Origin of the sequence: Micromonospora sp. WMMD734 (assembly GCF_049178975.1) — a bacterium.
Taxonomy (GTDB): Bacteria; Actinomycetota; Actinomycetes; order Mycobacteriales; family Micromonosporaceae; genus Micromonospora; species Micromonospora wenchangensis.
The window spans coordinates 6,748,874-6,772,267 of sequence record NZ_JBMHMK010000001.1 but is presented as its reverse complement, the minus strand read 5'-3'; the positions used below and the strand labels follow the sequence as shown (position 1 = coordinate 6,772,267).

Below are 23,394 nucleotides of genomic sequence, written 5' to 3'. Positions count from 1 at the left end.
GACGAGAACCGTCGCGGGCCCGGACGTCCGATCACTTCAGGCGGTACGCCTGGATGATCCGGGTGCTCGCGGTGTTGCCCTCGGTGTCCCGGGCGGTCGCCCGCAGGGACGCGTACCCGGCACCGGCCGGGTGCTTGACCAGCGCCACCGTGCCCTGGCCCGGCATCTTCACCACGGTCGCCCGCCGCCAGGTCCTCCCCCCGTCGTACGACACGTCGACGCTGAGCTTCGCCAGCTTGGCGGTGCCGGCGCCCGGCTGCCGTCGTACCTGCACGGGGACGGCGAAGACCTGCCCCGCCGGGGCGGTGTTGTCGGCCCGCAGCCGCGGGGTGAACCGGATCTCCGACAGCGGCAGCGGCTTCGGCGTGTCACCCGCCACGTGCCCGGAGCGGAACGTCCAGCTCGCCTCCACCTCGGTGCCGAGGTCGGTGAGGCTCCGCGTCGCCGCGACGGTCAGCTTGTAGTCGCCGGCCGTCTTCGGCACGGTGAACTCGCCGTACCCCGGGTTGTCGGTCTCCTCCACCAGCGTGCCGTTGCGCCACAGCGCGGTACGGGCGCTGTCGGTCAGTGACCCGCCGGGGTGCCCGGCCGCGTCGGCGTGCAGCGCCACGCTCACCAGCATGGTGTCCCCGGTCCGGGTGACACCGTCCCCCGGCCAGCGCGGGGCGGGCAGGGACGGCCCGAGCGGCGCCGCACCCCAGGTCTCGGTGGCCCGCCGGCCGGGCTGGTACTTCGTGGGCGGGGTCACCAGGACCGCCTGGACGTCGAGCCAGCCCGCTTCCGGGTCGCGGACGCCGAAGTCCAGCTCGGACTCCCAGCGCATCCCCTTGGTGCTGTAGTGCTCGGTGCGCTGGCCGGGCAGGTCGGTCGGCAGGACGACCGCCCAGCCGCCGAGGTTGTAGCCGCTGTCCGGGAAGACCAGCCGCTCGGCTTCCATCTTCGGGTACGGGTCACGGAACGTGTGCACCACCGTGGCCAGGTCGCCCCGCCGGTAGTCGCGCACCAGCCCGCTGGGCAGCTTGCCCGGCACGACCTCGCCCAGCGCGTACAGGTAGGGGCTGACCTCGGCGTCCCGGTCGGCCCACTGGCTGTTGAAGGTGGCGACGAACTCGTCGGCCGACACCGCCTTGCCGAGCTGGCCGGTGGACAGCCCGTCGAAGGTGTCGAAGGAGACGATGCCGAAGCCGTAGCTGCCGTCGTCGGGCAGCAGGTAGTTGGCGCTGATGTCGACCAGGGAGACCTTGGCGTCGGCCTGCGGCACGGTCATCCGTACCGGCTTGGCCTTGCGCAGGTCGACGGTGACCGCGGTGTCGCCGTCGACCACCAGTTCCGGCTGGGCGAGCATGCCCAGGCCGCCCGACTCCTCGTCCGGGCCCGGCTCGAAGAAGACGCTGCTCAGCCCGTACCGGCCCTTGGGGACCCGGAGTTCGACGACGCCGTCGGCCTCGAACACGTCGCGCAGGTCGCCGTCGGCGAGGTTGACCAGGCTGGTCGAGTAGTCGCCGCCCGGCTCGCCGCTGCGGTCGAGGTGGGTGAGCGTGACGGTGTAGCTCTCCACCTCCCGGTGCACGGCCAGCGGGGTCACCGCGACGGTGCCGCCGGAGCGGGCCACCACCCGACCGGTCCAGTAGCCGTCGACGCCGAGCCGGGTGTTCGCGGTGACGGTGGTCTCGGCCCGGCCGCCCGCCGGGACGGTGATCCGGTTGACGCCGAGGGTGAACATGCCGGCCGGTGCGGCCTTCCCGTCCGGCCCCTTCACCTCGACGGTCAGGTCGAGGGTGAGCGGCGTGGTGCCGCCGTTGTGCCAGGCGACGGTCCGGGTGATCGGGGCGTCGTCGCCGTGCGGCCACAGGGCCCGGCCGAACGAGACGCTGACCGGGTCGGTGGTGACCTGCTCGGTGATGGCCCGGGTCAGGTCCACCCGGCCGGCGCCCTGCTCGTAGGCGGTCTGCGTCGGGTGCGGCTTGGCGGCGGCCATCAGGGTCGCCTTGAGCTGCCCGGCCTTCCAGCCCGGGTGCTGCTGGGCGAGCAGCGCCACCGAGCCGGCCACGTGCGGGGTGGCCATCGACGTGCCGGAGAGTGCGACGTACCTCGTGCCGACCGGGTCGCCGATCTGGCCGTCGACGGAGCGGGCGGCCACGATGTCGACGCCGGGGGCGGTGATGTCGGGCTTGAGCGCGTCGTCGCCGAGGCGGGGGCCCCGGCTGGAGAAGTCGGCGAGTTCGTCGTCCCGGTCGACCGCGCCGACGGTCAGTGCGGCGTCGGCGGTGCCCGGTGAGCCGACCGAGCCGTCCCGGCCGTCGTTGCCGGCGGCGATGACGAAGAGGCTGCCGGTCTGGGCGGTCAGCGTCTGGACGGCCTCCTCCAGCGGGTCGACCTCGGGGGTGTCGCCGCCGCCGAGGCTCATGTTGACCACGGCGGCCTTCTTCTCGGTGGTGGCCCACTGCATGCCGGCCAGGATCGCCGACTCGGCGCAGCCGAACTCCTCGCAGACCTTGCCGTCGAGCAGCGTCGCGTCCGGCGCGACGCCCCGGTACTTCCCGCCGGAGGCGGCACCGCTGCCGGCGATGGTGGAGGCGACGTGGGTGCCGTGCCCGACGATGTCCCGCTGGTCGGGCAGGTCGCTGAAGTTGCGGGCCTCGGCGACCTTGCCGGCGAGGTCCGGGTGGGTGGCGTCGATGCCGGTGTCCAGCACCGCGACGGTCACCCCCTTGCCGGTCCAGCCGGCCGCCCAGGCGGTGGGCGCGCCGATCTGCGGCACGCTGTGGTCGAGGGAGAGCGTGCGCCGACCGTCCAGCCAGATCCGCTCGACGCCCCCTGCCGCGTCGAGCCGGGCTCCGGCGTCGCCGCCGGTCAGCGTCGACCAGACCGCGCCGGTCGAGGACTTGCCGGCGGTCAGCGCCGCGCCCTGGATCGCCGGCAGGTCGCGGGTCACCCGGGTGCCCGGCAGCCCGGCCGCGCCGCGCCGGGCCTGCCCCTCGCGGTACGACACCAGCAGCGGCAGGTTGTCGCGGTGGGCGTCGTCGTAGCGGGCGGCGATCAGGCCGGTGACGTCGAACAGCCGCTTGTCGACCTGCCCGGAGCGCACCAGCGGCACCGCGTCGCGGGGCACCACGGACAGGTGGCCGCGTTCCCGGCGGACCAGGAACTGCTGGTGTTCCCGGCCGGGGCCGGGGCGCACGGCGGCACCACCGGCGCGGGTGACGGTGACCTGGTCCCCGGTGATCAGGGTGACGGTGCTGGAGCCGGCGGCCGGCGTGATGGGCCGGGGCGCGGTGGGGCCGGCGGGCGCGGCGTGCGCGCCCGTCGCCGGCAGACCGAGGGCCAGGGCGAGCACCAGCCCGCCGGCCGCGGTTCTTCTGCTTCGGTGCAACGGAACCTCCTTCTGGGACGTTTACCTGACGTGAGCCCATCGAGCCACGTGAACCATCGACGACCGGCCACATCGACGACCGGGCCACATCGATGCCCCAGAATTACATACTCGGTATGTAAAAAGAAGTCCGCGGGATGACCGTCCGGACACATTGCCGAGACACGACCGACGCGATTTCGTCCCACCGGCCCGCCCGATCGGCGACGATCGCCTGGTGACGTCCATGAGGGAACGCATGCTCGCCGGCGAGCCGTACGTCGCCGACGACCCCGAGATCGTCGCGGATCTCGACCGCGCCGCGCGGCTGGCCGAACGGTTCAACCGCAGTCCCGCCGACGACCCGCAGGGCCGGCTCGCCGCCCTGCGCGACCTGCTCGGCAGCGTCGGCGAGGACGCCCAGGTACGCCCACCGCTGTACTGCGACTACGGCTGGCAGACCCACCTCGGGGACCGCAGCTTCGTCAACTTCAACGCCGTCCTGCTCGACGTCGCCCGGATCACCATCGGCGCGGACGTCCAGATCGGACCGAACGTGCAGCTGCTCACCGCCACCCACCCCGTCGAGGCCGAGGCGCGGAGAGCCAAGTGGGAGGCCGCCCAGCCGATCACCATCGGGGACAACGTCTGGCTCGGCGGCGGGGTGATCGTCCTCGCCGGAGTGACGGTCGGGGAGAACACGGTGGTCGGCGCGGGCGCGGTGGTCACCCGCGACCTACCCCCCAACGTGGTCGCCGTGGGTAACCCCGCACGGGTGATCCGTACCCTGCAATAACAGCTTGAGCTGCGAAAACACCGACGCAACCGTGGGCGAACGGCAAATTCCGATGCACTCTGGGTAGTGACTTCGTCACCAGGGAGCACCGATGGCCGAGCGGGTACTCGAACTCCGGGTACACGGCGTGTCCAACACCCCGCCCGACCAGATCCTCGGCCTGCCCGCCGACCCGACCGGCACCGGCCCGCACCCCCGGCTCGTCTCCGGCGGCGACGTCACCGGCTTCTACCGGGCCGACGACGCCGCCCCCGACGACCCCGTCGTCGTCGAGGCGTACAGCTGGGGGCAGTTGACCTCGGGGGCGCGGACCGCGCGGGACGTCGAACGCGCCCTGTGGACGCTGCTGCTGCCGTTCACCCTGGCCAACGTCGCCCTGTACGCCCGCCCCGGCATCCCGCCCGACCCGGACACCGAACGCTGGGGCAGCCGCTCCGGCATCACCGCCTGGCTGATCCGGCTGTTCTGCCTCAGCCTCACCGGCACCCTGGTCCTCGCCGCCACCGGCATCGGGGTCGACCTGATCGCCTGGCAGTGCGTCGACCAGGAGTGCCTGCGGCAACTGCCCGGCCCGTGGGAGTTCCTCGGCCGGGGCTGGTGGCGCGCGGACGCCCGCGCGCTCGCCGTCGGCCTGCTGGTGCCGTTGGCGATGCTGCTGGTGCTCGGCATCGTCTCCTGGCGCACCTACCAGTACGAGGCCGAGATGCCCGCCGAACCCCGCCCCCCGGCGGGCGACGGGGAGCACCCGGCCGAGCCGGCGCCCAACCTGGCCAACCCGTTGCAGGACCCCACCTTCTGGGGCGGGGAGGGACAGCTGCGTCGGGCCGCCGTGCTGCACCTGTGCGTCGGCGCGGCGCTCGCCGCGGCGGTACCCGTCGGCGCGGTGCTGGTGCTGGACCCGGCCCGGGGCGTCCGCGCCGTGGTCGCCGTCCCGACCGTCGCCGCCCTGGTCACGGTCGTGGCGATCGCGGTGGTGGCGGTCGGCCGTCCCTGGCTGACCCGACGCAGCGGGGCCGCCCCGCTCGGCCGGTGGAGCCTCGCCGTCGGCGTGCTCACCGGCCTCGCGCTGGCCGGCACCTTCACCCTCCTGCTGCTGCCGGACGGCCCCGCCGGCACCCCGCTCGCGCAGTTCCGCCCACCGGCCGGCTGCATCCGCGACCCCGGCCTGGCCGGCTGCCGCGCCGACCACTCGCTGCCCGGCTACGACGGGCTGGTCGCCTGGCTCGCCACCTACCAGGTGCTGCTGCTGATCGCCATCGGCACGGTCGCCCGCTCCGGCCGCCGCGCGCTGCCCGTCCCCGCTGCCGCCGCCGTGCTGCTGCCCCTCGGCACGGCCTGGCTCGACGGCCGGCTGCCCGGCCTTCCCGCCGCCCCCGACGGGCTGCGGATCTGGATGCTCGCCGCACCCGCCATCGCGCTCGCCACGACCGGACTGCTGCTGCCCCGCACCGGCAGCGACGCCGGACAGCAACCACTGGGCGTGCACACCGACGTCGCCTGGGGCGGACGCGGGGCCGCCGTGATCGCCGGCTTCGGCTGGATGATGGCCATCGCCTACTGCGCCGGCCTGCTCTACTGGGTCACCGACCGGCTCGACGGGGCCGCCTCACCCAGCGGGTTCTCCCCGATCGTGCCACCCCTGCCGGTGATCTGGGCCGGACTGGCCTTCACCGTCGCCACCGCCGCCCTGCTCGGCACGCTGATCCGCGCCGTGGTGCTCTTCCACCGGCTGCGCCGCGTCGAATACCACCGGCTCACCGCCACCGGGCAGGCCCTGTCCGCGCACGACCTGCGCCGCTGCCGGCACGTCAGCACCTTCCGCGCGCTGCACCGCCTGGTCGGCGAGCACGCGGTACGGCTGATCGGCTGCTACGCCACCATCGCGGCGGTGCTCGTGACACTGTCCTGCGTGGCGGCGCTGAACCGAGCCCGCCCGGCCCCGGCCGGCGCGTCGGGCTGGCCGGGGCTGGTGCACGCCGCCGCCGACCTCGGGGACACCCTGCTGGGCTGGCTGCCGCTGGTGGTCGCCGGGCTCGGCATGCTCGTCTACCGCAACGACACCGTCCGGCGCAGCGTCGGGGTGCTGTGGGACGTCGGCACCTTCTGGCCGCGCGCCGCGCACCCGCTCGCCCCACCCAGCTACGCCGAACGCGCCGTCCCCGAGTTGCAGACCCGGATCGCCGGCCTCCTGGCGCTGACCGAGCGCGACCCCCGCCGGATGGACGGGGTGATCCTCTCCGGGCACAGCCAGGGCACGGTGATCTGCGCGGCGACGCTGCTGCAACTGCCGACCCGGTGGCGGCGACGGATCTGGTTCCTGTCGTACGGCTGCCAACTCACCCGACTCTACGGGCGGGTCTTCCCCGCCTACTTCGGCCCGGCCCGGCTCCGGGTGCTCGCCGACGCCCTGACCTGGCCCTCCGGCCACGTCGCGTGGACCAACTTCTGGCGGGACACCGACCCGCTCGGCTGGCAGGTCAACGCCGGGGAACGGGACGTGCCGGTGACCGACCCGGAGGCGCTGCACCCCAGCGGGGGCGAGGTCGCCGACCCGCCGATCCGCAACCACAGCGGCTACCCGGAGGCGTGGGAGTTCCACCGGGAACGGGCCCTGGTGGCCCGGCTGCTGCGGCGTAGCGTCCCGTCACCCCGGGTCGGTTGACCGGATCACCAGGTCGGCCCGGTCGGCGGTGCCCGCCACCACGGCGGCGTTCGCCTCGTCGCTGCCGTACGCCCAGGCCTGCGCCGCCTCCGGTGACCGCCCGTACGCCACGTGCCGGGCCACCAGTCGACGCAGCCGGGCCCCCGCATCCAGGTCGAGGAACCACGCCTCGTGCAGCAACGACCGCACCTCGTCCCACGGCGGCTCGCCGAGCAGCAGATAGTTGCCCTCGGTCACCACCAGCCGGACCGAGGGCGGCACCTCCACCGCCCCGGCCACCGGCTCCTCCAGGTCACGGCGGAACAGCGGCGCGTACACGGTGGTCGGCTCCAACCGGTGCAGCCGGCGCAGCAACGACACGTACCCGTTGGCGTCGAACGTGTCGACCGCGCCCTTGCGGTCGGCCCGGCCCAGCCGGACCAGCTCCGCCTGGGCGAGGTGGAAGCCGTCCATCGGCACCAGCCGGGCGCTCGGGCCGACCGCCGCGACGATCCGCTCGGCCAGGGTGGACTTGCCCGCCCCGGGCGCCCCGGCGATGCCCAGCAACTGCCGGGGGCCGGCGTCGGCCAACGACCGGGCCCTTGCCACCAGGTCGTCGAGGGAGAACGGACGTGCCCCGGGCATCAGGTCAGGACCGGCTCGCTGATGGTGAACCGGGCCCGCACCACCGCGTGCACCGACTGCGGACGGGGGTCCAGATCCAGCTCCGGCGGGCCACCCTGGCGGGCCTGACGGGCGAACAGCGCCCCGCCCATGCCGGAACTCTCGTCGCTGTCGGCCAACTCCAGCAGCGCGGTCACCCGGACGCCGAGCGCCTCGGCGTACTCCCGGGCCCGGCGCAACGCGTCGGCGATCGCCGCGTGCCGGGCCTCCCGGTGGGCCGGGCTGTCCGGGCGCAACGACCACCAGGGGCCGGCCACCTCGACGTGGTCCAGTTCGGCCAGCCGCAGCATCAGCTCCGCCAGGGAGCCGAAGTCGGTGACGGTGACGGTGGTGGAGACGCTGCCCAGGTAGCCGACGACCCGTTCGCCGGACCGGTTCGTCTCGGGGCGGACCCGCAGCTCACCGGCCTCCCGGCGGTCCACCGCCGGCTCGTGCTCGTCGAGCAGCACCCGGACGGCGGCGGCCCGCTCGGCGAGCCGGGCCAACGCGACCTGACGGTCACGTTCCCGGGCCGTCGCGGTCACCTCGAAGCGGGCCAGCTCGGGCGGCACCTCCCGGTACGCCTCACCGCGCACCGCCACCACCGGTCCGTCCGCCACGCCCCCACCCTAGCGGCGCGACCGGCGTGCCGCCGGTATCCGCGCGGTCAGGCCGGCCGCAGCCCGGTGTACGTCACCGTCCCCCGTGCCACCACGCAGCCGGTCAGGTGCCCACCGGACTCGCCCACCGACCTGACGAACGCCAACTCCCCGGCGGGATCGGCATCGAGGTCGAACGCCCGCTGGACGGGCTGTTCCCGGCCCGACCCGGCCGCCCGCACCGCGCCGGCCCGCTCGTAGTGGGCCACCAGCGTGGGCAGGTCGTCGTCGCGGACCGCCTCGGCGAGCACGTCGAGCGCGGCCCGCACCTCGGCCAACTGCCGCAGCACCTGGTCCCGGTTCGCCAGCAGCATGGCGGCGGTCCGCCGGGCCGGGGTGGTCGCCACCCGGGTGCCGTCGCGGAAGCTGCCGGCGGCGAGCCGGACCACCGCGTCGCGCACCGTCGAGTCGGCGGCGGCCCCGGCCAGACCGCCGGCCAGCAGGTGCGGCACGTGCGAGGACAGCGCCACGACCCGGTCGTGCACCTGCGGCGACATCGGCACGACGTGCGCGCCGAAGACGTCGACCACCAGCCCGACCAGCGCCCGGAACGGCACCAGCCCGTCGGCGCTCGGGCAGAGCACCCAGGCCGCGTCGGCGAACAGGTCCTCCCGGGCGGCGGTGAGCCCGGCCCGTTCGGTCCCGGCCATCGGGTGCCCGGGGACGAACCGGCCGGTCAACCCGTGTGCCCCGGCGAACCCGGCGACGGCCTCCTTGGTGCTGCCCACGTCGGTGACGATGCATCGGTCACCGGTCAGCCCCGCCACCGTGAGCAGGGTCTGCGGCAGGCTGGGCAGCGGGCCGCCGAGGAACACCACGTCCCGGTCGCGGACCGCGTCGCCGAGCTCGTCGGCGAAGTCGAGGCCCCGGCGGCGGCCCTCGGCCCGGGTCGCCGGGTCCGGGTCCCAGCCGGTCACCGGGACGCCCGCCGCGTGCAGGCGCAGCAGGATCGACCCGCCGATCAGGCCGGTGCCCACCACGGCGACCCGGGGTCGGCCGACGTCGTCACCCACCACAGCCGCCCTACGGCTGGGCGAGCCGCTGCGCGACCGCCCCGACGTGCGCGTCGGACCCGGTCAGCGCCACCCGGACGTGCCGCTGCCCGGCCGGGCCGTAGAACGCCCCGGCGGCGACCAGGATGCCCCGGCGGGCCAGCCAGTCGACGGTGTCCCAGCAGTCCTCGTCGCGGGTGAGCCAGAGGTAGAGGCCCGCCTCGGAGTGCTCCAGCCGGAACCCCGCCCCGATGAACGCGGCGAGCAGCGTCTCCCGCCGGGCCCGGTAGCGTTCCCGCTGCTCGTCGGCGTGCGCCTGGTCGCCGAGCGCGGCCACCATGGCGGCCTGCACCGGCGCCGGGACGATCATGCCGGCGTGCTTGCGGATCTTCAGCAGCTCGGCGACGAGCACCGGGTCACCGGCGACGAACCCGGCCCGGTAGCCGGCCAGGTTGGAGCGCTTGGACAGCGAGTGCACCGCCAGCACCGAGTCGTACGACCCGCCGCAGACCTCCGGCGCGAGCACCGACACCGGGGCGGCGTCGGCCGTCCAGCCCAGCGGGAGGTAGCACTCGTCGCTGGCCACCACGGCACCGCGCTCCCGCGCCCAGTCGACCACCTTGCGCAGGTGGGCGGCGGGCAGCACCCGACCGGTCGGGTTGCCCGGCGAGTTGACCCAGACCAGGCGTACCCGTGAGGTCGGGCCGACCGCGGTCAGCGCGTCGGCGCGGACGACAGTGGCGCCGGCCAGCCGGGCACCGTCCTCGTATGTCGGATAGGCGACCGTGGGCACCACGACCACGTCGCCGGGGCCGATCCCGAGCAGGGTGGGCAGCCAGGCCACCAGTTCCTTGGAACCGATGGTCGGCAGCACCCCGAGCCCGTCGACACCGGCGGCGCAGGCGCGCGCCACCCAGCCGGCGATGGCCTGCCGCAACGCCGGGGTGCCCGCCGTCAACGGGTAACCCGGCGCGTCGGACGCGTCGGCCAGGGCCTGCCGGATCACCGTGGGCACCGGATCGACAGGGGTGCCCATGGAGAGGTTGATCAGGCCGTCCGGGTGCGCCGCGGCCAGGGTGGCCGCGGCGTCCAGGGTGTCCCAGGTGAACTCGGGCAACCGGGCCGACACCGGCACGGCCGGTGCCGGCCCGACCTGACGCTCCGGCGCGGCCCCGGCCGGTGCCGCTGCGGGCCCGGCCGGTGCCCCCGGTGTCGCGGCGGCGGGCCGGTTCAGTGGCCCTCGCCGCGCGGCGGCTGGCCGGCGACGAACGTCGCGTCCTTCTCCACCTTGCCGATCTTCGACGCACCGCCCGGCGAGCCCAGGTCCTCGAAGAACTCGTAGTTGGCGCCGGTGTAGTCCTTCCACTGCTCGGGGACGTCGTCCTCGTAGAAGATGGCCTCCACCGGGCAGACCGGCTCACAGGCACCACAGTCGACGCATTCGTCGGGGTGGATGTAGAGCATCCGGTTGCCCTCGTAAATGCAGTCGACCGGGCATTCCTCGATGCATGCCTTGTCGAGCACATCCACGCACGGCTCGGCGATGATGTAGGTCACCGGTCTTCTCCTCCGCAAGACTCGTCGCGATCACCCGCGACGCTAAGAGCCTAGTATCTCGCCGGGGAGGAGGTCGATCGTGCTCCGACAGCAGGATGTGGGACACCGGATCGTGGTTCGCCGCATTGTGGGGATTCGTGAGGGCCGGCCCCTCTTCTCGGACGCCCTCGGTGAACTGGTCGAGCTGAGCGAGACCCATCTCACCATCGCCACCGCGCAGGGCCGGGTCCGGGTGCCGGTGGCCGAGGTGCACCGGGCCAAGCGGGTGCCGCCCACCCGCCGGCCCACCGCGTCCGCCGTGGTCGAGCTGGAACTCGCCGCCGACGAGGCGTGGCCCGCGCCGGTACGCGGCCGGCTCGGCGACTGGCTGCTGCGTTCCGCCGACGGCTGGACCGGACGCGCCAACTCGGCCCTGCCGGTCGGCGACCCCGACCGGCCGCTGCCGGCGGCGATCGACGCCATCGAACGCTGGTACGCCGGACACGGCCAACCCGCCATGGTCAACACCCCGTTGCCGCTGGCCGTGCCGGTCGGTGCCGAACTGGACGCCCGGGGCTGGACCGCCCGCCCGCTGACCCTGGTCCAGACCGTCCCGCTGGCCACCCTGCTCACCCCGCAGCCACCACCCGCGCCGGATACGCCGGACCCGGCCGACACGCCGGGCGCGGCGATCCAGGCCGACACGCCGGGTGCGGCGGACCCGGCCGGCGGGCTGCCGGTCGGGCTCGACGCCGCGCCGTCCGAGGAGTGGCTCGCGGTCGCCGCCGGGCGCAAGGGCGGGCTGCCCGACTCCGCCCGGCACATCCTCACCGCCGTGGCCCGGGTCCGCTTCGCCCAGGTGTACGCCGACGGCAGGCTGCTGGCGACGGGCCGGGGCACGGTCACCGGGCAGGGCCGCTGGCTGGGGCTCAGCCTGATCGAGGTGACCCCGTCAGCGCGCCGGCAGGGGCTGGCCGCCCGGGTGATCCGGGCCCTGGCCGAGTGGGGCGCGGCAGAGGGGGCGACACACGCCTTCCTCCAGGTGGAGCAGCGCAACACCGCGGCGGTGACGCTCTACCGCAAGCTGGGCTTCACCACCCACCACACCTACCTGACGCGGGTCGCCCCGCCCACCTGACCCGCCCCGTCCCATCCCGCGACCTGACCCGGCCCGGGCGCCTTGATCGGCTCCTGGGGGCCGATGTTGCGACATCGCACCGGTCCGGATACCGCTATGTGCGCCCCCAAGAGTTGATCAAGCCCGGCGGGCGCGCGGGTCAGCGCCGGACCACCCGACGGGGCTTGCCCACGTTGCGCTCGGCGTACCGCCGCAACTGCTGCGAGCGGTAGTCCGACCCGAGCGCGACCAGCACCAGGTAGCCGAGCGCCACGCCGGCCCCGGCGGCGACGAGGTAGAGCCAGATCTGGGCGAAGAACAGCCCCGCGCCCCCACCGAACGGGTTGTTCCCGACCAGCAGCGGGCCGACGAGCACCGTCAGCAGCAGCGCCACGGCCACCGCCGCAGCCACGTCGGCACCCCACCGCGCCGCCGGAACAGCCTTACCCCAGGTGAACACCACCCCGGCCAGGACCAGCCCGATCACGACGAACATGCCCAGCGAGACCCGGTCGGCGGCGGCGTCGTTCCCGTCGAAGCCGAGTTTGATGATCACCCGGGCCACCACGTTGACCGCGAACAGGGCCGCCGCGAGTACGCCGACCGCCCGCCACCGCTGTGTCATCACACGCCTCCCGCCGTACCACCCGCCCCGTCGGCGGGTCTCCTGGCAGGAATATCTACCACCGCAGGCTGTGTGTCGTCATCACCCGTCGTGGCGACGCGGCTGCGGGCTGAGCATCTGCCGGAACGCCATCACCGCGAACGTCATCGCCCCGGTGGTGATCATCGCCAGTCCGACCCAGTTGTCCCCCGCCACCAGCAGGTCACCCTCGGCGGTCCGGACCGCCGCCACCGCCATCAGCACGAACCACGGCAGCGCCGGCAACGCCACCGCCCACTTCCGGCCGACCGCCGCGTACGCGAACCAGCTCACCGCGACCGCGCCCAGGATGGTGACCACCACCGACACCCCGATCAGCTGCCCGCCGGCCCGGACGGTGGACAGCAGCAGCCCGGTCACGGCGGTGAGCACCCCACCGACCACGGCGACCAGCCCACCGACCACCCGCAGCACGACGTCGAGCAGGCGTACCGTCCAGCCGGGCGGCGGCGGGACGGCGGCGGCCTCCTCCTCGACGACCGGCATCGGCGTGGCGGGCAGGGTCACCGGAGCCCGGCCGACGCCGTGGCCGCCGACGCGTCACCCGCCGGGGTCGCCTGCTCCGGCCGACGCGCCGCCGCCACCGGCCGGCCGTCCGGCAGGTCCACCGGGTCCGGGTCGATCCCGGCGAAGAGGTCGTTCTCCCAGCCGTTCGGGCCGCCCGCCGGGCCGGGCTCCCCCACCGCCAGGGTGAAGTACTCGACGCCCATGAACTCCGCGCCGAAGTTACCGGCGATCGCGTACAGCCAGGAGTCGGCCGGGATCTGGGTGGCGTGCGCCCGCATCGCCGCCTCCTTGGCCGCGTGCTGGTCGGTGGCGTCGATCCGGGCGGCGATCTGCTCGTCGGGGGTGCCGAACGGCAGGTCGTCGACGCTGTCGATGGCGGCGAAGGGGTTGTCCGACGACTCGGTGAACTGGCTCATCCCGGCCTCCAGGACGCTGCGCGGCAGCGCCGTCCAGTAGACCTTGGCCGGGGCGATGCCCTCCGCGCCGGCCAGCTCGTGGGCCCGCATCGCCACCCGGTGCGCCTGGATGTGGTCCGGGTGCCCGTAGAAGCCGTTCGGGTCGTAGGTGACCAGGACCTGCGGGCGGATCTCCCGGATGACCTCCAGGAGCAGCCCGGCGGCCTCGTCGAGGTCGGCCCGCCAGAACGCCCGAGGATGCTCGTTGGTGGGCATGCCCATCATCCCCGAGTCCCGGTAGCGGCCCGCGCCGCCGAGGAAACGGTGGTCGGTGACACCGAGCGCGGCGCAGGCGGCACCCAGCTCGCCGATCCGGAACCCGCCGAGCTGGTCGGCCTCGGCGGCGACGAGCTGCGCCAGCGCCGGAACGTGGACCTCGCCCTCCTCGCCGAGGGTGCAGGTCACCAGCGTGACGTGGGCCCCGGCGGCGGCGTAGTGCGCCATCGTCGACCCGGTGCCGATGGACTCGTCGTCGGGGTGCGCGTGGACCAGCAGCAGGCGTCGGTCGGGCAGCGTCGTCACGACCGTCACTCTAACCGGCGGTCCGGCGGCACCGGGGCGTACGCGTCCACGCAGGTCGGCCACATCACGCCCGACACGGCTCTACGATCCGGGTTGTGGACTTTCCCGAGCTGGCCGCCCGTACCCGTCGGTTCAGCCACGGGGCGCCGCGCGCCGTTTCCGTGGCCGACGACGGTTCCCGGGTGGTCTTCCTCCGCTCGGGCGGCCCGCAGGACCCGGCCGACGCGCTCTGGGCGCTGGAGACCGCCTCCGCCGAGGAACGGCTGATCGCCGACCCGGCCGTGCTGCTCGGCGAGGACGCCGACCCGGTGGCGCTGGCCCCCGGCGAACGGGCGTTACGCGAACGCCGCCGGCTCAGCGCCGCCGGCATCGGCTCGTACGCGCTGGACGGCGCGGGCCGGGTGGCGGTGTTCGCGCTGGCCGGCCGGTTGTTCCGGGCCGACCTGGTGCACGGCGACGTGATCGAGGTGAGCACCGTCGGGCCGGTGGTCGACCCGCGCCCCGACCCGACCGGGCAGCGGGTGGCGTACGTGACCGATGCCGCCGACGGGGTACGCCGGGGCGAGCTGCGGGTGGTCGCCCCGGACGGCACCGACACCCTGCTGGCCGGCGAGGACGGCGGGGTGACCTGGGGGCTCGCCGAGCACGTCGCGGCAGAGGAGTTCGGCAGGTTCCGGGGCTACTGGTGGGCCCCGGACGGGCGGATGGTGCTCGCCGCCCGGGTCGACGAGTCCCGGCTGCCCCGCTGGCACCTGCACGACCCGGCGGACCCGGCGACCCCGCCGACCACCGTCGCGTACCCCCGGGCGGGTGGGCCGAACGCCGAGGTCAGCCTGCACCTGCTCGACCTCGATGACGGCTGGGTCGACGTGCACTGGGACCGGGAGACCTACCCGTACCTGGCCTCGGTCGACTGGGCCGACGGGAACCCGCTGATCACCGTGCTGCGCCGGTCGCAGCAGCACGGCCTGGTGCTGGCGGTGGACCCGCGTACCGGGGAGACCCAGGTGCATGCCGAGCTGGCCGACCCGCGCTGGGTGGAGCCGATCCCGGGCACCCCGGCGCACCTGCCCGACGGCCGGGTGCTGGTCGGCGGTGAGTTGGCCCACGACGGGTACGACGCCCGCTGCCTGTTCGCCGACGGCACCCTGCTCACCCCGCCCTCGCTGTACGTGCGGCGGGTGGTGGGCCGGCTGCCCACCGGCCCCGGCCCGGCCGACCTGCTGGTCGAGGCGAGCGAGGGCGAACCGAGCCAACGGCACCTCTACCGGGTCCGTACGGTGATCGGCGGTGGGGTGGACGCCCGCCGGATGAGCAGTACCCCCGGCTGGCACACGGCGGTGGTCGGCGGGGACACCCTGGTCGTCGGCACCGCCTCGCTGGACGAGGCGGGGACGACCTGGTCGGTGTGGCGCGGCGACGGCGAGGTGGCCCGGCTGCGGTCGCTGGCCGCCACCCCGTCGTCGGCGCCCCGGCCGATGCTGGTCCGGGTGACCGACAGGCGGTTGCCGACGGCGGTGCTCTACCCGTCCGAGCACGTCAAGGGCACCCGGTTGCCGGTGCTGCTGGACGTCTACGGCGGCCCCGGCCACCAGGAGGTGGTGGCCGCCCGGTCGGCCTGGCTGGAGCGGCAGTGGTGGGCGGACTCCGGGTTCGCCGTGGTCACCGTCGACAACCGGGGTACGCCGGGCGTGGCACCCTCGTTCGAGAAGGCGATCCACCGGCGGGTGGCCGACGTGATCCTGACCGACCAGGTGGACGCGCTGACCGCGCTCGCCGGCAAGCATCCCGACCTGGACCTGGACCGGGTGGCGATCCGGGGCTGGTCGTTCGGCGGCTGGCTCGCCGGGCTGGCGGTGCTGCGCCACCCGGAGCTGTTCCGGTGCGGCATCGCCGGTGCCCCGGTCACCGACTGGGCGCTGTACGACACCGCGTACACCGAGCGCTACCTCGGCCTGCCCGACGACGGCATCGACGTGTACGGGCACCACTCGCTGGTGGAGCTGGCGGCGGAGCCGCTGCATCCCGGCGAGCCGGCCCGACCGCTGCTGCTGGTGCACGGCATGGTCGACGACAACGTGGTGGCCGCGCACACGCTGCGGCTGTCGGCGGCGCTGCTGTCGACCGGCCGGCCGCACGCGGTGCTGCCGCTGACCGGTGCCACCCACATGGCAGCCGGGGGGTTGTCCGAACGGCTGCTCCGCCTGGAACTCGACTTCCTCCGCACCCACCTGGGCTGAGCCGTGGCCGGACCGTCCCGCCGGACCGGGTCGGGGGTCGCCGGGCCGCCGACCGGGCGGGTCAGCGGGCGGCGGCCCGGCGGCCGGGCAGGTCAGCCGGCGGGTCAGCAGGCGGCGGCCGGGCAGGTCAGCCGGCGGGGCGGCGGGCCAGCAGGGCGAACGCGTTGGGCAGGCGGCCCCGGAAGGCCGCCGCGTCGACGTCGCCCATCCGCCAGAACGGCTCCGCGTACTCGTCGAGCTGCCGGATCTCCAGGCCGGCGGTGACCACGGCGGTGACGATCCGGCCGAGCGTCCACTGCCACATCACCGCCCCGTGGGCCGGGAAACTGTCGTCGGGGCAGACGAACGAGCGGCCGAAGTAGCTGCGGTCGGGTCGGATGCGCGGCTCGTCCAGGTCCCAGGTCCACAGGTCGGTGGCCGGGTGACCGTCGTGGACGAACAGGTGGCCGCCGGGGCGCAGCAGCCGGGCCATCTCCCCGGCCCAGGCGTCGATGTCGGGCATCCAGATCAGCGCGCCCTTGCCGGTGTAGACGAGGTCGGCACAGCCGTCGCGCAGCGGCACACCGGGGACCGTCCCGAGCAGGTAGTGGCAGGCGGCATCGAGGGCGTCGGCGCGCCCGCGCGCACCCTGGATCGCGTGCTCGCTGTAGTCGACGCCGATCACCATCCGGGCGCCGGCGTGGACCAGTGCGACGTCGTCCTGGCCGTTGCCGCTCTGCGGGTGGACCACCAGCGGGCGGGTCGCCAGGATGTCCCGGAGCAGCGCCCGTTCACTGGGGATGAGCGTGACACCGGCCGCCGCCTCGGCCGTCATCTGGTCGTCGGCCCAGACCCGCTCCTGGTGGGCCAGTTCCCAGGCGGTCCGGTTGGCACGCGACGTCGGGTCCATACCCCGAACTGTCCCGACCGACAGACCGGCGGTCAATCGAATTGCGTCCCTGTCCGAGGGTCGACGCCGGCCCGGATCGACTCAACGTCACGGATATAGCGGTGTCCGAGCCCCATGACACCCCAACATCGCCCCAATGACCCCCACCCGCCCGCCCACGCCCCGCCACGCCCCGCCTTGCCCCGGTGATCAAGAGGTTCGCGTCATCCTGCGGCCGGAATCTGACGCAAAGCTCTTGATCACCGGGGTCGGGTGGTGGACGAAGCGACCGAACGTCGAAACGGGGCTGCGGGAGAGGGCAGCGTCGATCACACTTTCGGGGGTCCCGCCCGCCCCCCACCCCGGAGACGACATGCAGCCCTTGTACGAGGAGCGGACCGTGCGACGTCGTCCCGGGTGGATGTGGGCCGGTGCTGCCGCTGGGCTGCTGCTCGCCGGGGGCATGTTCGTGGGCAACAGCACCAGGGCCCGAACCCCGGTCGCGCCGAACCGGCTGCCGAGGGAGACGTTCGTGGCCTCGGGCACGGTGCTGCTCGGCGACAGGGGGTCCTTCGTCACCGACGGTCATGGTGGCTGCGCCGGGACGGGCGGCCACGCCGACGTCCAAGCGGGTGCCCAGGTGGTCATCTTCGCCGGCCTCGGATTCGCCGGTGGACGGTTGACCGACGCCCGTGCACTCGCCGACGGCACCTGCCAGTTCCGGTTCTCGGTGTCGGGAATTCCGGCCCGCCAGGACAGCTACCTGCTGATGGTCGCCGACCGGGATTCCCGGCAGTACGTCGAACAGGAACTGAAGAGCACCCTACTGGCCCTGCGGGTCGACTGACCGCCGGCCCGTCGCGCGACCCGGTCAGCGGATCATCTTCACCGCCCGGGTCGACACCACCAGGCGATCCGGCAGGCAGGACCGCTCCCCGTCAGAGCAGCCCGAGGCTGACGGCGAGCGGGGTGATCGTGGTGGGAGCACGCGGGTCGCGGGCGAGTTGGTCGACCACCTTCCGTACCGCCGGCCGGTGCCGGACCTCGGCGGGCGCGATCCGGTCGGCGCGGATCAGCGCCCGCGCCGCGCCGACCGGATCGCCGGTCAGCAGGTACCCGCGCGCCGCGTCGACCAGGTGGGCGGCTCGGTGCTCGACCGGCAGCCAGCGCCACCCGTCCCACCCGATCACCTCCTCGTGCCGGGCGACCGCCTGCGGGCCGTCGCCCAGTTCCACGGCGGCGGTGACCCGTCCCGCCTCGACGGCCGCCGGCCCGAACCCCGTCCGGTGATGGTCGTGACCGTCGCCGACCTGGGCGGCCATCTCGGTGGCCTCGTCCAACAGGCCGTCGGCCGCCCGATCGTCCCCCGTCCGTGCCGCGATCAATGCAGCCTGCACCAGTAGCGATCCGCACAACGACCACTCCTGCGGCGTACCACGGTTGGGGTCGACCGGGGCGATCTGGTACGCGGCGGCCAGCATCACCGACCGCGCCCGCGCCACCGTCCGCAGCACCTGACCGAGTTGCACCGCCGCGCCCGCCAGCAACACCCGGTCACCGGTGGCGGCGGACATCGCCCGATCGGCGGCCAACCAGGCAAGGCTTCCCTCGTCCAGCTTCACCAGCAGCGCCGCCGTCAGCCGGTACGCCTGCACCACCGCCGCCCGGCCCGCCTCCGGGTCCCGCACGTGGGCACGATGCACCTCGGTCAACAATCCCGGCAGCAACTCCACCAGGCGCGGATACCGGGCCTGCTGGTACGCCGTCCACGCGTGCCCCAGCGCCCGCGCCAGCCGATCCGTCGACATCATTTCCCGGCCCGTCGCCCGGCCAAGAGCCATCTCGTACGTCGACAGCGCCGCCCTGATCCGGGCGACGCTCGTATCCCGCGTGGCCATCTCGGCGGGTTGGGCGTCCCGACCGAGCAGCGTCGCGGTGTCGACCCGCAGCACCGCTGCGACCTCCCGGATGGTCGACATCCGTTCCAGCGGACGGACTCCACGCTCGACCTTGTCCACCCAACTCTTCGACTTGCCGAGCCGGTCGGCGAAAGACTGCTGCGACAGCTTCCGCCGCACCCGCAGGTACGCCACCCGCCGACCGATCGGCAACGCGTCACCGCTCACCGCGCCACCGCCGATCCGGCACCGCCCGGGTTGTTTCCTTCACGGGTATCCGCTCCGCTTCGGCCTGCGCCAGAATCCGCTGCCGGGCCGCCTCCCGCTCGGCGGCGTCGATCTGCTCACCCCGGCTCCCCGCCGATCCGTCGCCACGACGTTCCATCGCCACCTCCGTCGACAACGCGGCAGCAGGTTCAGCCACCGCGCACTACTTGGATTCGACGCTGAAATGTCGCTGCACACGACGTCATAGCAAGTGACAAAACGGTTGCCTAGGGGACGACATTAGGGCGACAAAATCGGTACCGTGACGGCATGGCTGCCCCCAACATCGCACTGCGCGCGGTTCGGACCAGGATGCGCATGAGCCAGGACGACTTCGCCCGCGCGCTGCAGGCCGCCGGCTACCGTGCCGGCGAACCCAACGACGCCAACAAGCGGCTCGTCCAACGCTGGGAGTCCGGGATGACCGCCGCCCCTCGGCCGGTGTACGCCCGCGCGTTGGAGGTCGTCACCGGCCTGCCCATCACACTGCTCGGCTTCGCCACGACCCCTGACGGCGACGCGGTCGACGACCAGGACGGCGGCGACCGCTCGCCCATGTCCGACCTGGCCACCCCGACGCCCAGATCAGCCGCCGCGCACGGGTCACACGAGGGGGTGTGGCTCAGCCGCTATCAATACCACTCCAGCAGTCGCGGCGAGTCCTTCGCCGGGCAGCACTTCGTGGTGGTGCTCCAGCACGGCGACCGGTTGACCGTGCGCAGCCTGCCCGGCTCGGCGGCATCGTCGCTGTCGCTGGATCTCAGCGTGGACGGTGCCGTCGTCACCGGGACCTGGGTGGAGCAGACCGACCCCGCCGGCCACTACCGGGGAGCCCGCTACCACGGCGCGATCCAACTGCTGGTGGAGCCGACCGGTCGACGGATGGCCGGGAAGTGGGTCGGGTTCGGCAAGGACATGGACGTCAACACCGGCCCCTGGGAGCTGACCTTCCAGGACGCCTCGACGTCCAAGGCGACGCTCGACCGCTACAACACCCCGCCCGGGTAGGCACCAGGGTCCAACTCGCGGCGCAGTTCGGTCAGCGGAACGGGCGTGTCGCCCTCGTCGATGCGGGCCAGGGCCTCCCGGGCAGCGGCGACGTCGACGGCATCCTCGGCGCGTTCGATCGCTTCGGCCAGCTCGGCGGGGACGATGGCGGCCAGTCGCTGCCCACGCTGGGTGACGTAGGTGATCCGCCCGGCGTGGTGGGCGCGGGAGACGACGGCCGCAAGACTGTCGCGGGCATCGGAGATCGGCAGTTCGGCGGCGGGCTCGCTCATGTCACCAATTGTCCAACAGAGCCGACGGGCTCCCTTCCGATCGGCGTCGGGAGGGAGCCCGGTTCCGGCTCAGTGCGACGTCACTGCCTGACGTGGGCGTTGACGAAGGACGGGTAGCCGAAGACGCTGGAGATGAACACCCCGCCCACCTTCGAGCCGTGCACCGTGTAGGCCACATCCACGAAGAGCGGCACCACCGGGGCGTACTCGGTCATGATCCGCCGATCGAGCTTGCCCCACTCGGGGCCCTGGTCGGCCGGGGGCATGGCCTGGATGCGGTCGATCTCGGCGTTGACCGCCGGGTCGTTGAAGTACGCCTGGTTGCTGTTGCCCTCGGCCTTGATCGTGCGGCCGTCGTAGAGCACCGGCAGGATCGACGCGCCGCTGGGCCAGTCGGCGGCCCAGTTGCCGATGTAGAGGTCCCACGGGTTGTTCTTCTTCTTGATCTCGTCGAGCTTCGCGTCGTCCGGGATGTTCCGCAGCGTGATCCTGAATCCGGCGCGTTCCAGGTTGGCCTTGAGCTGGGTGCCGATCTGCTGTTCGGTGGTGTTGTCGGCGACCCCGAGGACCAGCTCCGGGGTCTTGCCGGCGAGCAGTTCCTTGGCCTTGTCGACATCGCCGTTGGCGCCGGCCGGGTAGGCGTCGTACGCCTGGTAGCCGATGGTGGACGGCGGCATCAGGGTGGTCATCGGCTGGGCGACGGTCTGCCCGCCGAGCGCCTTGACCAGGCCGTCGCGGTCGATGGCGTAGTTGAGCGCCCGGCGGACGGCGAGGTCGGTGACCCGCTGGTTGTTGATCACGAGCTGGTTGGCGCTCGGCGTCGGCGACAGGACGCTGCGCGACTTGAGACCCCGGTCCTGGGCGACCCGGGCGACCAGCGAGGCCGGCACGTAGTTCCAGGCCAGCGCGCTCTGGTCGGCGCCGTTGTCGGCGATCACCCGGTTGACGGCCGCGTCGGCGGTCGGCCCGAAGGTCCAGACGAACTGGTCCGGGTACTGGTGGCGGACCGGGTCGGTGGCCGGGTCCCAGTGCGGGTTGCGCTCCAGGGTGAGCTGCACGCCCGCCTGGTTCTTGGCGATCTTGTACGGCCCGGAGGAGAACGGCCGCTGGTCCAGGTTGACGCCCGTGTCCTGGTCCGGCCGCAGCGGCGCGGTGGTCGGCAGCGAGACCGCGAACGGCAGGTCGCAGCGGGGCTTGGCGAACTCGAACCGCAGCGTCTTCGCATCCGGGGTGGTCAGCCCCGGCGGCAGCGACGTCTTGTTCTTCGTGAAGTCCCACTTCGTGTCGTACTGCGGGGTGTCGGCCAGCCACTCCTGGAGGTAGGTGGGGCCGCCGGTCAGGTCGGGGTCGAAGGAGCGGGCGATGCCGTACGCGATCTCCCTGGACGTGACGGGGCTGCCGTCCTCGAACTTCACCCCGTCCTTGATGGTGTACTCCCAGACCCGGCAGTCGCTGTTCACGTTGTTGCCCGGGTTCTGGGCCAGGTCACCGACGAGGACCAGACCACCGTTGCCGTCGTCCTTCCAGGTGGTGAGGTAGCGGGCGAACAGCGGGTTGGCCATCAGGCCGGCGAACGAGTACGTCCGCTGCGGGTCCAGGTGGGAGATCGGGGTCTCCCGGATGATGGTGAAGGTGCCGCCCCGGGTCGCCCCCTCGATCTCGGCGGCGGGGCCCTGGGAGTCCTTCGGGTCGGTGGCGATCACCCCGGTCTGCTGCCGGTCGGTGTCCACGGTGGTGCCCTCGCCCGTGTTCTCCGAGCAGGCCCCCAACGCCACCACCAGGGCGATCGCCCCGCCCACGGCGGCTGCTGCGCGTGGTCGCATCTCCTACCTCCTCCACCCGGTCACCGGCGGAGGTGGCCGCCGACACCCGGGGATCGTCAAGAAGAAAAACTTCGGACTGTCTAGCAGATTCCGGTAACTTCCACCGCCCGACGGGCCGGTCAGCGCAACCGCACCCGGGGGTCGATCGCCGCGTACAGCAGATCCACCAGCACGTTCGCCAGCACCACGAAGACCGCCGCGATCAGCACGGTCGCCATGATGGTGGGCAGGTCACCGGCGCGTACCGCGTCGACCGCCGTACGGCCCATACCGTTGAGGCCGAAGGTCGTCTCGGTGATCACCGTGCCGCCCAGTGCGCCGCCGACGTCCAGGCCGGCGATCGTCACCACCGGCGTGATCGCCGCGCGCAGCGCGTGCCGGCCGTACACCGTGCGTTTGGCCAGGCCCTTGGCCCGTGCGGTCCGCACGAAGTCCTCCGAGAGTGTCTCCAGCATCTGCGCCCGGGACAGCCGGGCGTAGATGGCGGAGAAGAGGAACGCCAGCGACAGCCAGGCCAGCACCAGCCCGCCGGCCCAGCGCACCGGGTCGTCGAGCAGCGGCGTGTAGCTCGGTACCGGCAGCCAGCGCAGCGTGTAGACGAACACCAGCAGCAGCACCGCGCCCACGAAGTAGAGCTGCAACGACGCCCCGGCCAGTGAGAAGCCGATCGCCGCCCGGTCCAGCCAGGTGCCCCGGCGCAGCGCTGAGACCATGCCCAGGCCCACCCCGAGCAGCAGCCACAGCACCGCCGCCGGCACGACGATGCTCAACGTCACCGGCAGCACCCGGGCGATGGTGTCGCTGACCGCCTCGTTGGCGACGTACGACCAGCCCAGGCAGGGTGCGTCGCACCTGCCGCCCTGGGCGCTGCCGAGGTCCCGGCCGGTCACGATGCCCTTCATGTAGCCGGCGTACTGGCTGATCAGCGGATCGCGCAGGCCCAGCTCCTGACGGACCCGCTCCAGCCGCTCCGGGTTGCAGTTCTTGGGGCACATGCCGGTGACCGGGTCGCGGGGCAGGGCGAAGAACATCAGGAAACTGAGCACGCTGACCGCGAAGAGCGTCAACACCGCCGAGAAGAGCCGCTTGACCAGGAACCGCGCCATCGCCGGGC

General features: G+C 73.6%; 21 protein-coding genes. 6 read left to right on the top strand and 15 right to left on the bottom strand.

Annotation, left to right across the window (positions count from 1 at the left end):
* Positions 1-31: 31 nt before the first annotated feature.
* Positions 32-3,373, bottom strand: coding sequence for a S8 family serine peptidase (locus tag ACN267_RS29615; RefSeq protein ID WP_421490128.1), 3,342 nt, complete (start codon positions 3,371-3,373; stop codon positions 32-34).
* A 217-nt stretch (positions 3,374-3,590) separates the two neighbouring features.
* Between ACN267_RS29615 and ACN267_RS29610 the strand changes: the two genes are divergently transcribed.
* Positions 3,591-4,148 (top strand): sugar O-acetyltransferase, encoded by a 558-nt coding sequence (locus ACN267_RS29610; RefSeq protein WP_281894408.1) that lies wholly within the window; start codon positions 3,591-3,593, stop codon positions 4,146-4,148.
* 91 nt (positions 4,149-4,239) lie between these two features.
* Positions 4,240-6,810: a hypothetical protein gene (locus ACN267_RS29605; RefSeq protein WP_421490127.1), complete on the top strand. Its 2,571-nt coding sequence runs from the start codon at positions 4,240-4,242 to the stop codon at positions 6,808-6,810.
* Here the strand turns inward: ACN267_RS29605 and ACN267_RS29600 are convergent.
* From ACN267_RS29600 to fdxA, 5 genes are all read right to left on the bottom strand, one after another.
* A complete protein-coding gene (locus ACN267_RS29600) occupies positions 6,793-7,434 on the bottom strand; it encodes a nucleoside/nucleotide kinase family protein (RefSeq protein ID WP_204957834.1) in 642 nt (213 codons plus the stop codon). The two genes, ACN267_RS29605 and ACN267_RS29600, sit on opposite strands and share 18 nt — an antisense overlap.
* Complete coding sequence (locus ACN267_RS29595) at positions 7,434-8,072, bottom strand: SIMPL domain-containing protein (protein ID WP_421490126.1); 639 nt, start codon at positions 8,070-8,072, stop codon at positions 7,434-7,436. Before ACN267_RS29595 ends, ACN267_RS29600 begins: the two co-directional genes overlap by 1 nt.
* 47 nt (positions 8,073-8,119) lie before the next feature.
* A complete protein-coding gene (locus ACN267_RS29590; protein WP_421490125.1) occupies positions 8,120-9,124 on the bottom strand; it encodes a prephenate dehydrogenase in 1,005 nt (334 codons plus the stop codon).
* A gap of 10 nt (positions 9,125-9,134) precedes the next feature.
* Entirely contained in the window at positions 9,135-10,238 is a 1,104-nt protein-coding gene (gene dapC, locus ACN267_RS29585; RefSeq protein WP_421490124.1) for a succinyldiaminopimelate transaminase, read from the bottom strand.
* Between the two features lie 95 nt (positions 10,239-10,333).
* A complete protein-coding gene (fdxA, locus tag ACN267_RS29580) occupies positions 10,334-10,660 on the bottom strand; it encodes a ferredoxin (protein ID WP_007072862.1) in 327 nt (108 codons plus the stop codon).
* A gap of 79 nt (positions 10,661-10,739) precedes the next feature.
* Between fdxA and ACN267_RS29575 the strand changes: the two genes are divergently transcribed.
* Positions 10,740-11,777 (top strand): GNAT family N-acetyltransferase, encoded by a 1,038-nt coding sequence (locus tag ACN267_RS29575; RefSeq protein ID WP_421490123.1) that lies wholly within the window; start codon positions 10,740-10,742, stop codon positions 11,775-11,777.
* A gap of 139 nt (positions 11,778-11,916) precedes the next feature.
* On the opposite strand, the gene ACN267_RS29570 is transcribed toward ACN267_RS29575, so the two are convergent.
* The 3 genes from ACN267_RS29570 to mshB all read right to left on the bottom strand — a co-directional run bounded on the left by ACN267_RS29570 (position 11,917) and on the right by mshB (position 13,913).
* Positions 11,917-12,381, bottom strand: coding sequence for a hypothetical protein (locus ACN267_RS29570; RefSeq protein WP_421490122.1), 465 nt, complete (start codon positions 12,379-12,381; stop codon positions 11,917-11,919).
* A gap of 81 nt (positions 12,382-12,462) precedes the next feature.
* Positions 12,463-12,906 carry a hypothetical protein gene (locus ACN267_RS29565; RefSeq protein ID WP_204958193.1) on the bottom strand — a complete coding sequence of 148 codons (444 nt, stop codon included), beginning with the start codon at positions 12,904-12,906 and terminating at the stop codon, positions 12,463-12,465.
* Between the two features lie 17 nt (positions 12,907-12,923).
* Positions 12,924-13,913: an N-acetyl-1-D-myo-inositol-2-amino-2-deoxy-alpha-D-glucopyranoside deacetylase gene (mshB, locus tag ACN267_RS29560; protein ID WP_421490121.1), complete on the bottom strand. Its 990-nt coding sequence runs from the start codon at positions 13,911-13,913 to the stop codon at positions 12,924-12,926.
* Positions 13,914-13,999: 86 nt separating this feature from the next.
* On the opposite strand from mshB, the gene ACN267_RS29555 reads away from it, so the two are divergent.
* Positions 14,000-16,144 carry a S9 family peptidase gene (locus tag ACN267_RS29555; RefSeq protein ID WP_204957828.1) on the top strand — a complete coding sequence of 715 codons (2,145 nt, stop codon included), beginning with the start codon at positions 14,000-14,002 and terminating at the stop codon, positions 16,142-16,144.
* Positions 16,145-16,271: 127 nt separating this feature from the next.
* On the opposite strand, the gene ACN267_RS29550 is transcribed toward ACN267_RS29555, so the two are convergent.
* Positions 16,272-17,033: a class I SAM-dependent methyltransferase gene (locus ACN267_RS29550; protein WP_421490120.1), complete on the bottom strand. Its 762-nt coding sequence runs from the start codon at positions 17,031-17,033 to the stop codon at positions 16,272-16,274.
* Between the two features lie 379 nt (positions 17,034-17,412).
* Between ACN267_RS29550 and ACN267_RS29545 the strand changes: the two genes are divergently transcribed.
* Positions 17,413-17,859 carry a hypothetical protein gene (locus ACN267_RS29545; RefSeq protein ID WP_421490119.1) on the top strand — a complete coding sequence of 149 codons (447 nt, stop codon included), beginning with the start codon at positions 17,413-17,415 and terminating at the stop codon, positions 17,857-17,859.
* Positions 17,860-17,950: 91 nt separating this feature from the next.
* Here ACN267_RS29545 and ACN267_RS29540 read toward each other — a convergent pair whose 3' ends face one another.
* Positions 17,951-19,138, bottom strand: coding sequence for a helix-turn-helix domain-containing protein (locus ACN267_RS29540; RefSeq protein ID WP_421490118.1), 1,188 nt, complete (start codon positions 19,136-19,138; stop codon positions 17,951-17,953).
* Positions 19,128-19,334 carry a hypothetical protein gene (locus ACN267_RS29535; protein WP_421490117.1) on the bottom strand — a complete coding sequence of 69 codons (207 nt, stop codon included), beginning with the start codon at positions 19,332-19,334 and terminating at the stop codon, positions 19,128-19,130. Before ACN267_RS29535 ends, ACN267_RS29540 begins: the two co-directional genes overlap by 11 nt.
* Positions 19,335-19,447: 113 nt before the next feature.
* Between ACN267_RS29535 and ACN267_RS29530 the strand changes: the two genes are divergently transcribed.
* On the top strand, positions 19,448-20,185 hold the full coding sequence (locus tag ACN267_RS29530) for a helix-turn-helix domain-containing protein (protein WP_194821169.1): 738 nt from the start codon (positions 19,448-19,450) through the stop codon (positions 20,183-20,185).
* Here ACN267_RS29530 and ACN267_RS29525 read toward each other — a convergent pair.
* The 3 genes from ACN267_RS29525 to ACN267_RS29515 form a co-directional block, all read right to left on the bottom strand.
* Positions 20,164-20,457, bottom strand: a complete 294-nt coding sequence (locus tag ACN267_RS29525) for a type II toxin-antitoxin system prevent-host-death family antitoxin (RefSeq protein ID WP_421490116.1) — start codon at positions 20,455-20,457, stop codon at positions 20,164-20,166. The genes ACN267_RS29530 and ACN267_RS29525 overlap by 22 nt on opposite strands.
* An 80-nt stretch (positions 20,458-20,537) precedes the next feature.
* A complete protein-coding gene (locus ACN267_RS29520) occupies positions 20,538-22,280 on the bottom strand; it encodes an ABC transporter substrate-binding protein (RefSeq protein ID WP_421490115.1) in 1,743 nt (580 codons plus the stop codon).
* Between the two features lie 119 nt (positions 22,281-22,399).
* Complete coding sequence (locus ACN267_RS29515; protein WP_281894441.1) at positions 22,400-23,386, bottom strand: ABC transporter permease; 987 nt, start codon at positions 23,384-23,386, stop codon at positions 22,400-22,402.
* Between the last annotated feature and the right edge of the window lie 8 nt (positions 23,387-23,394).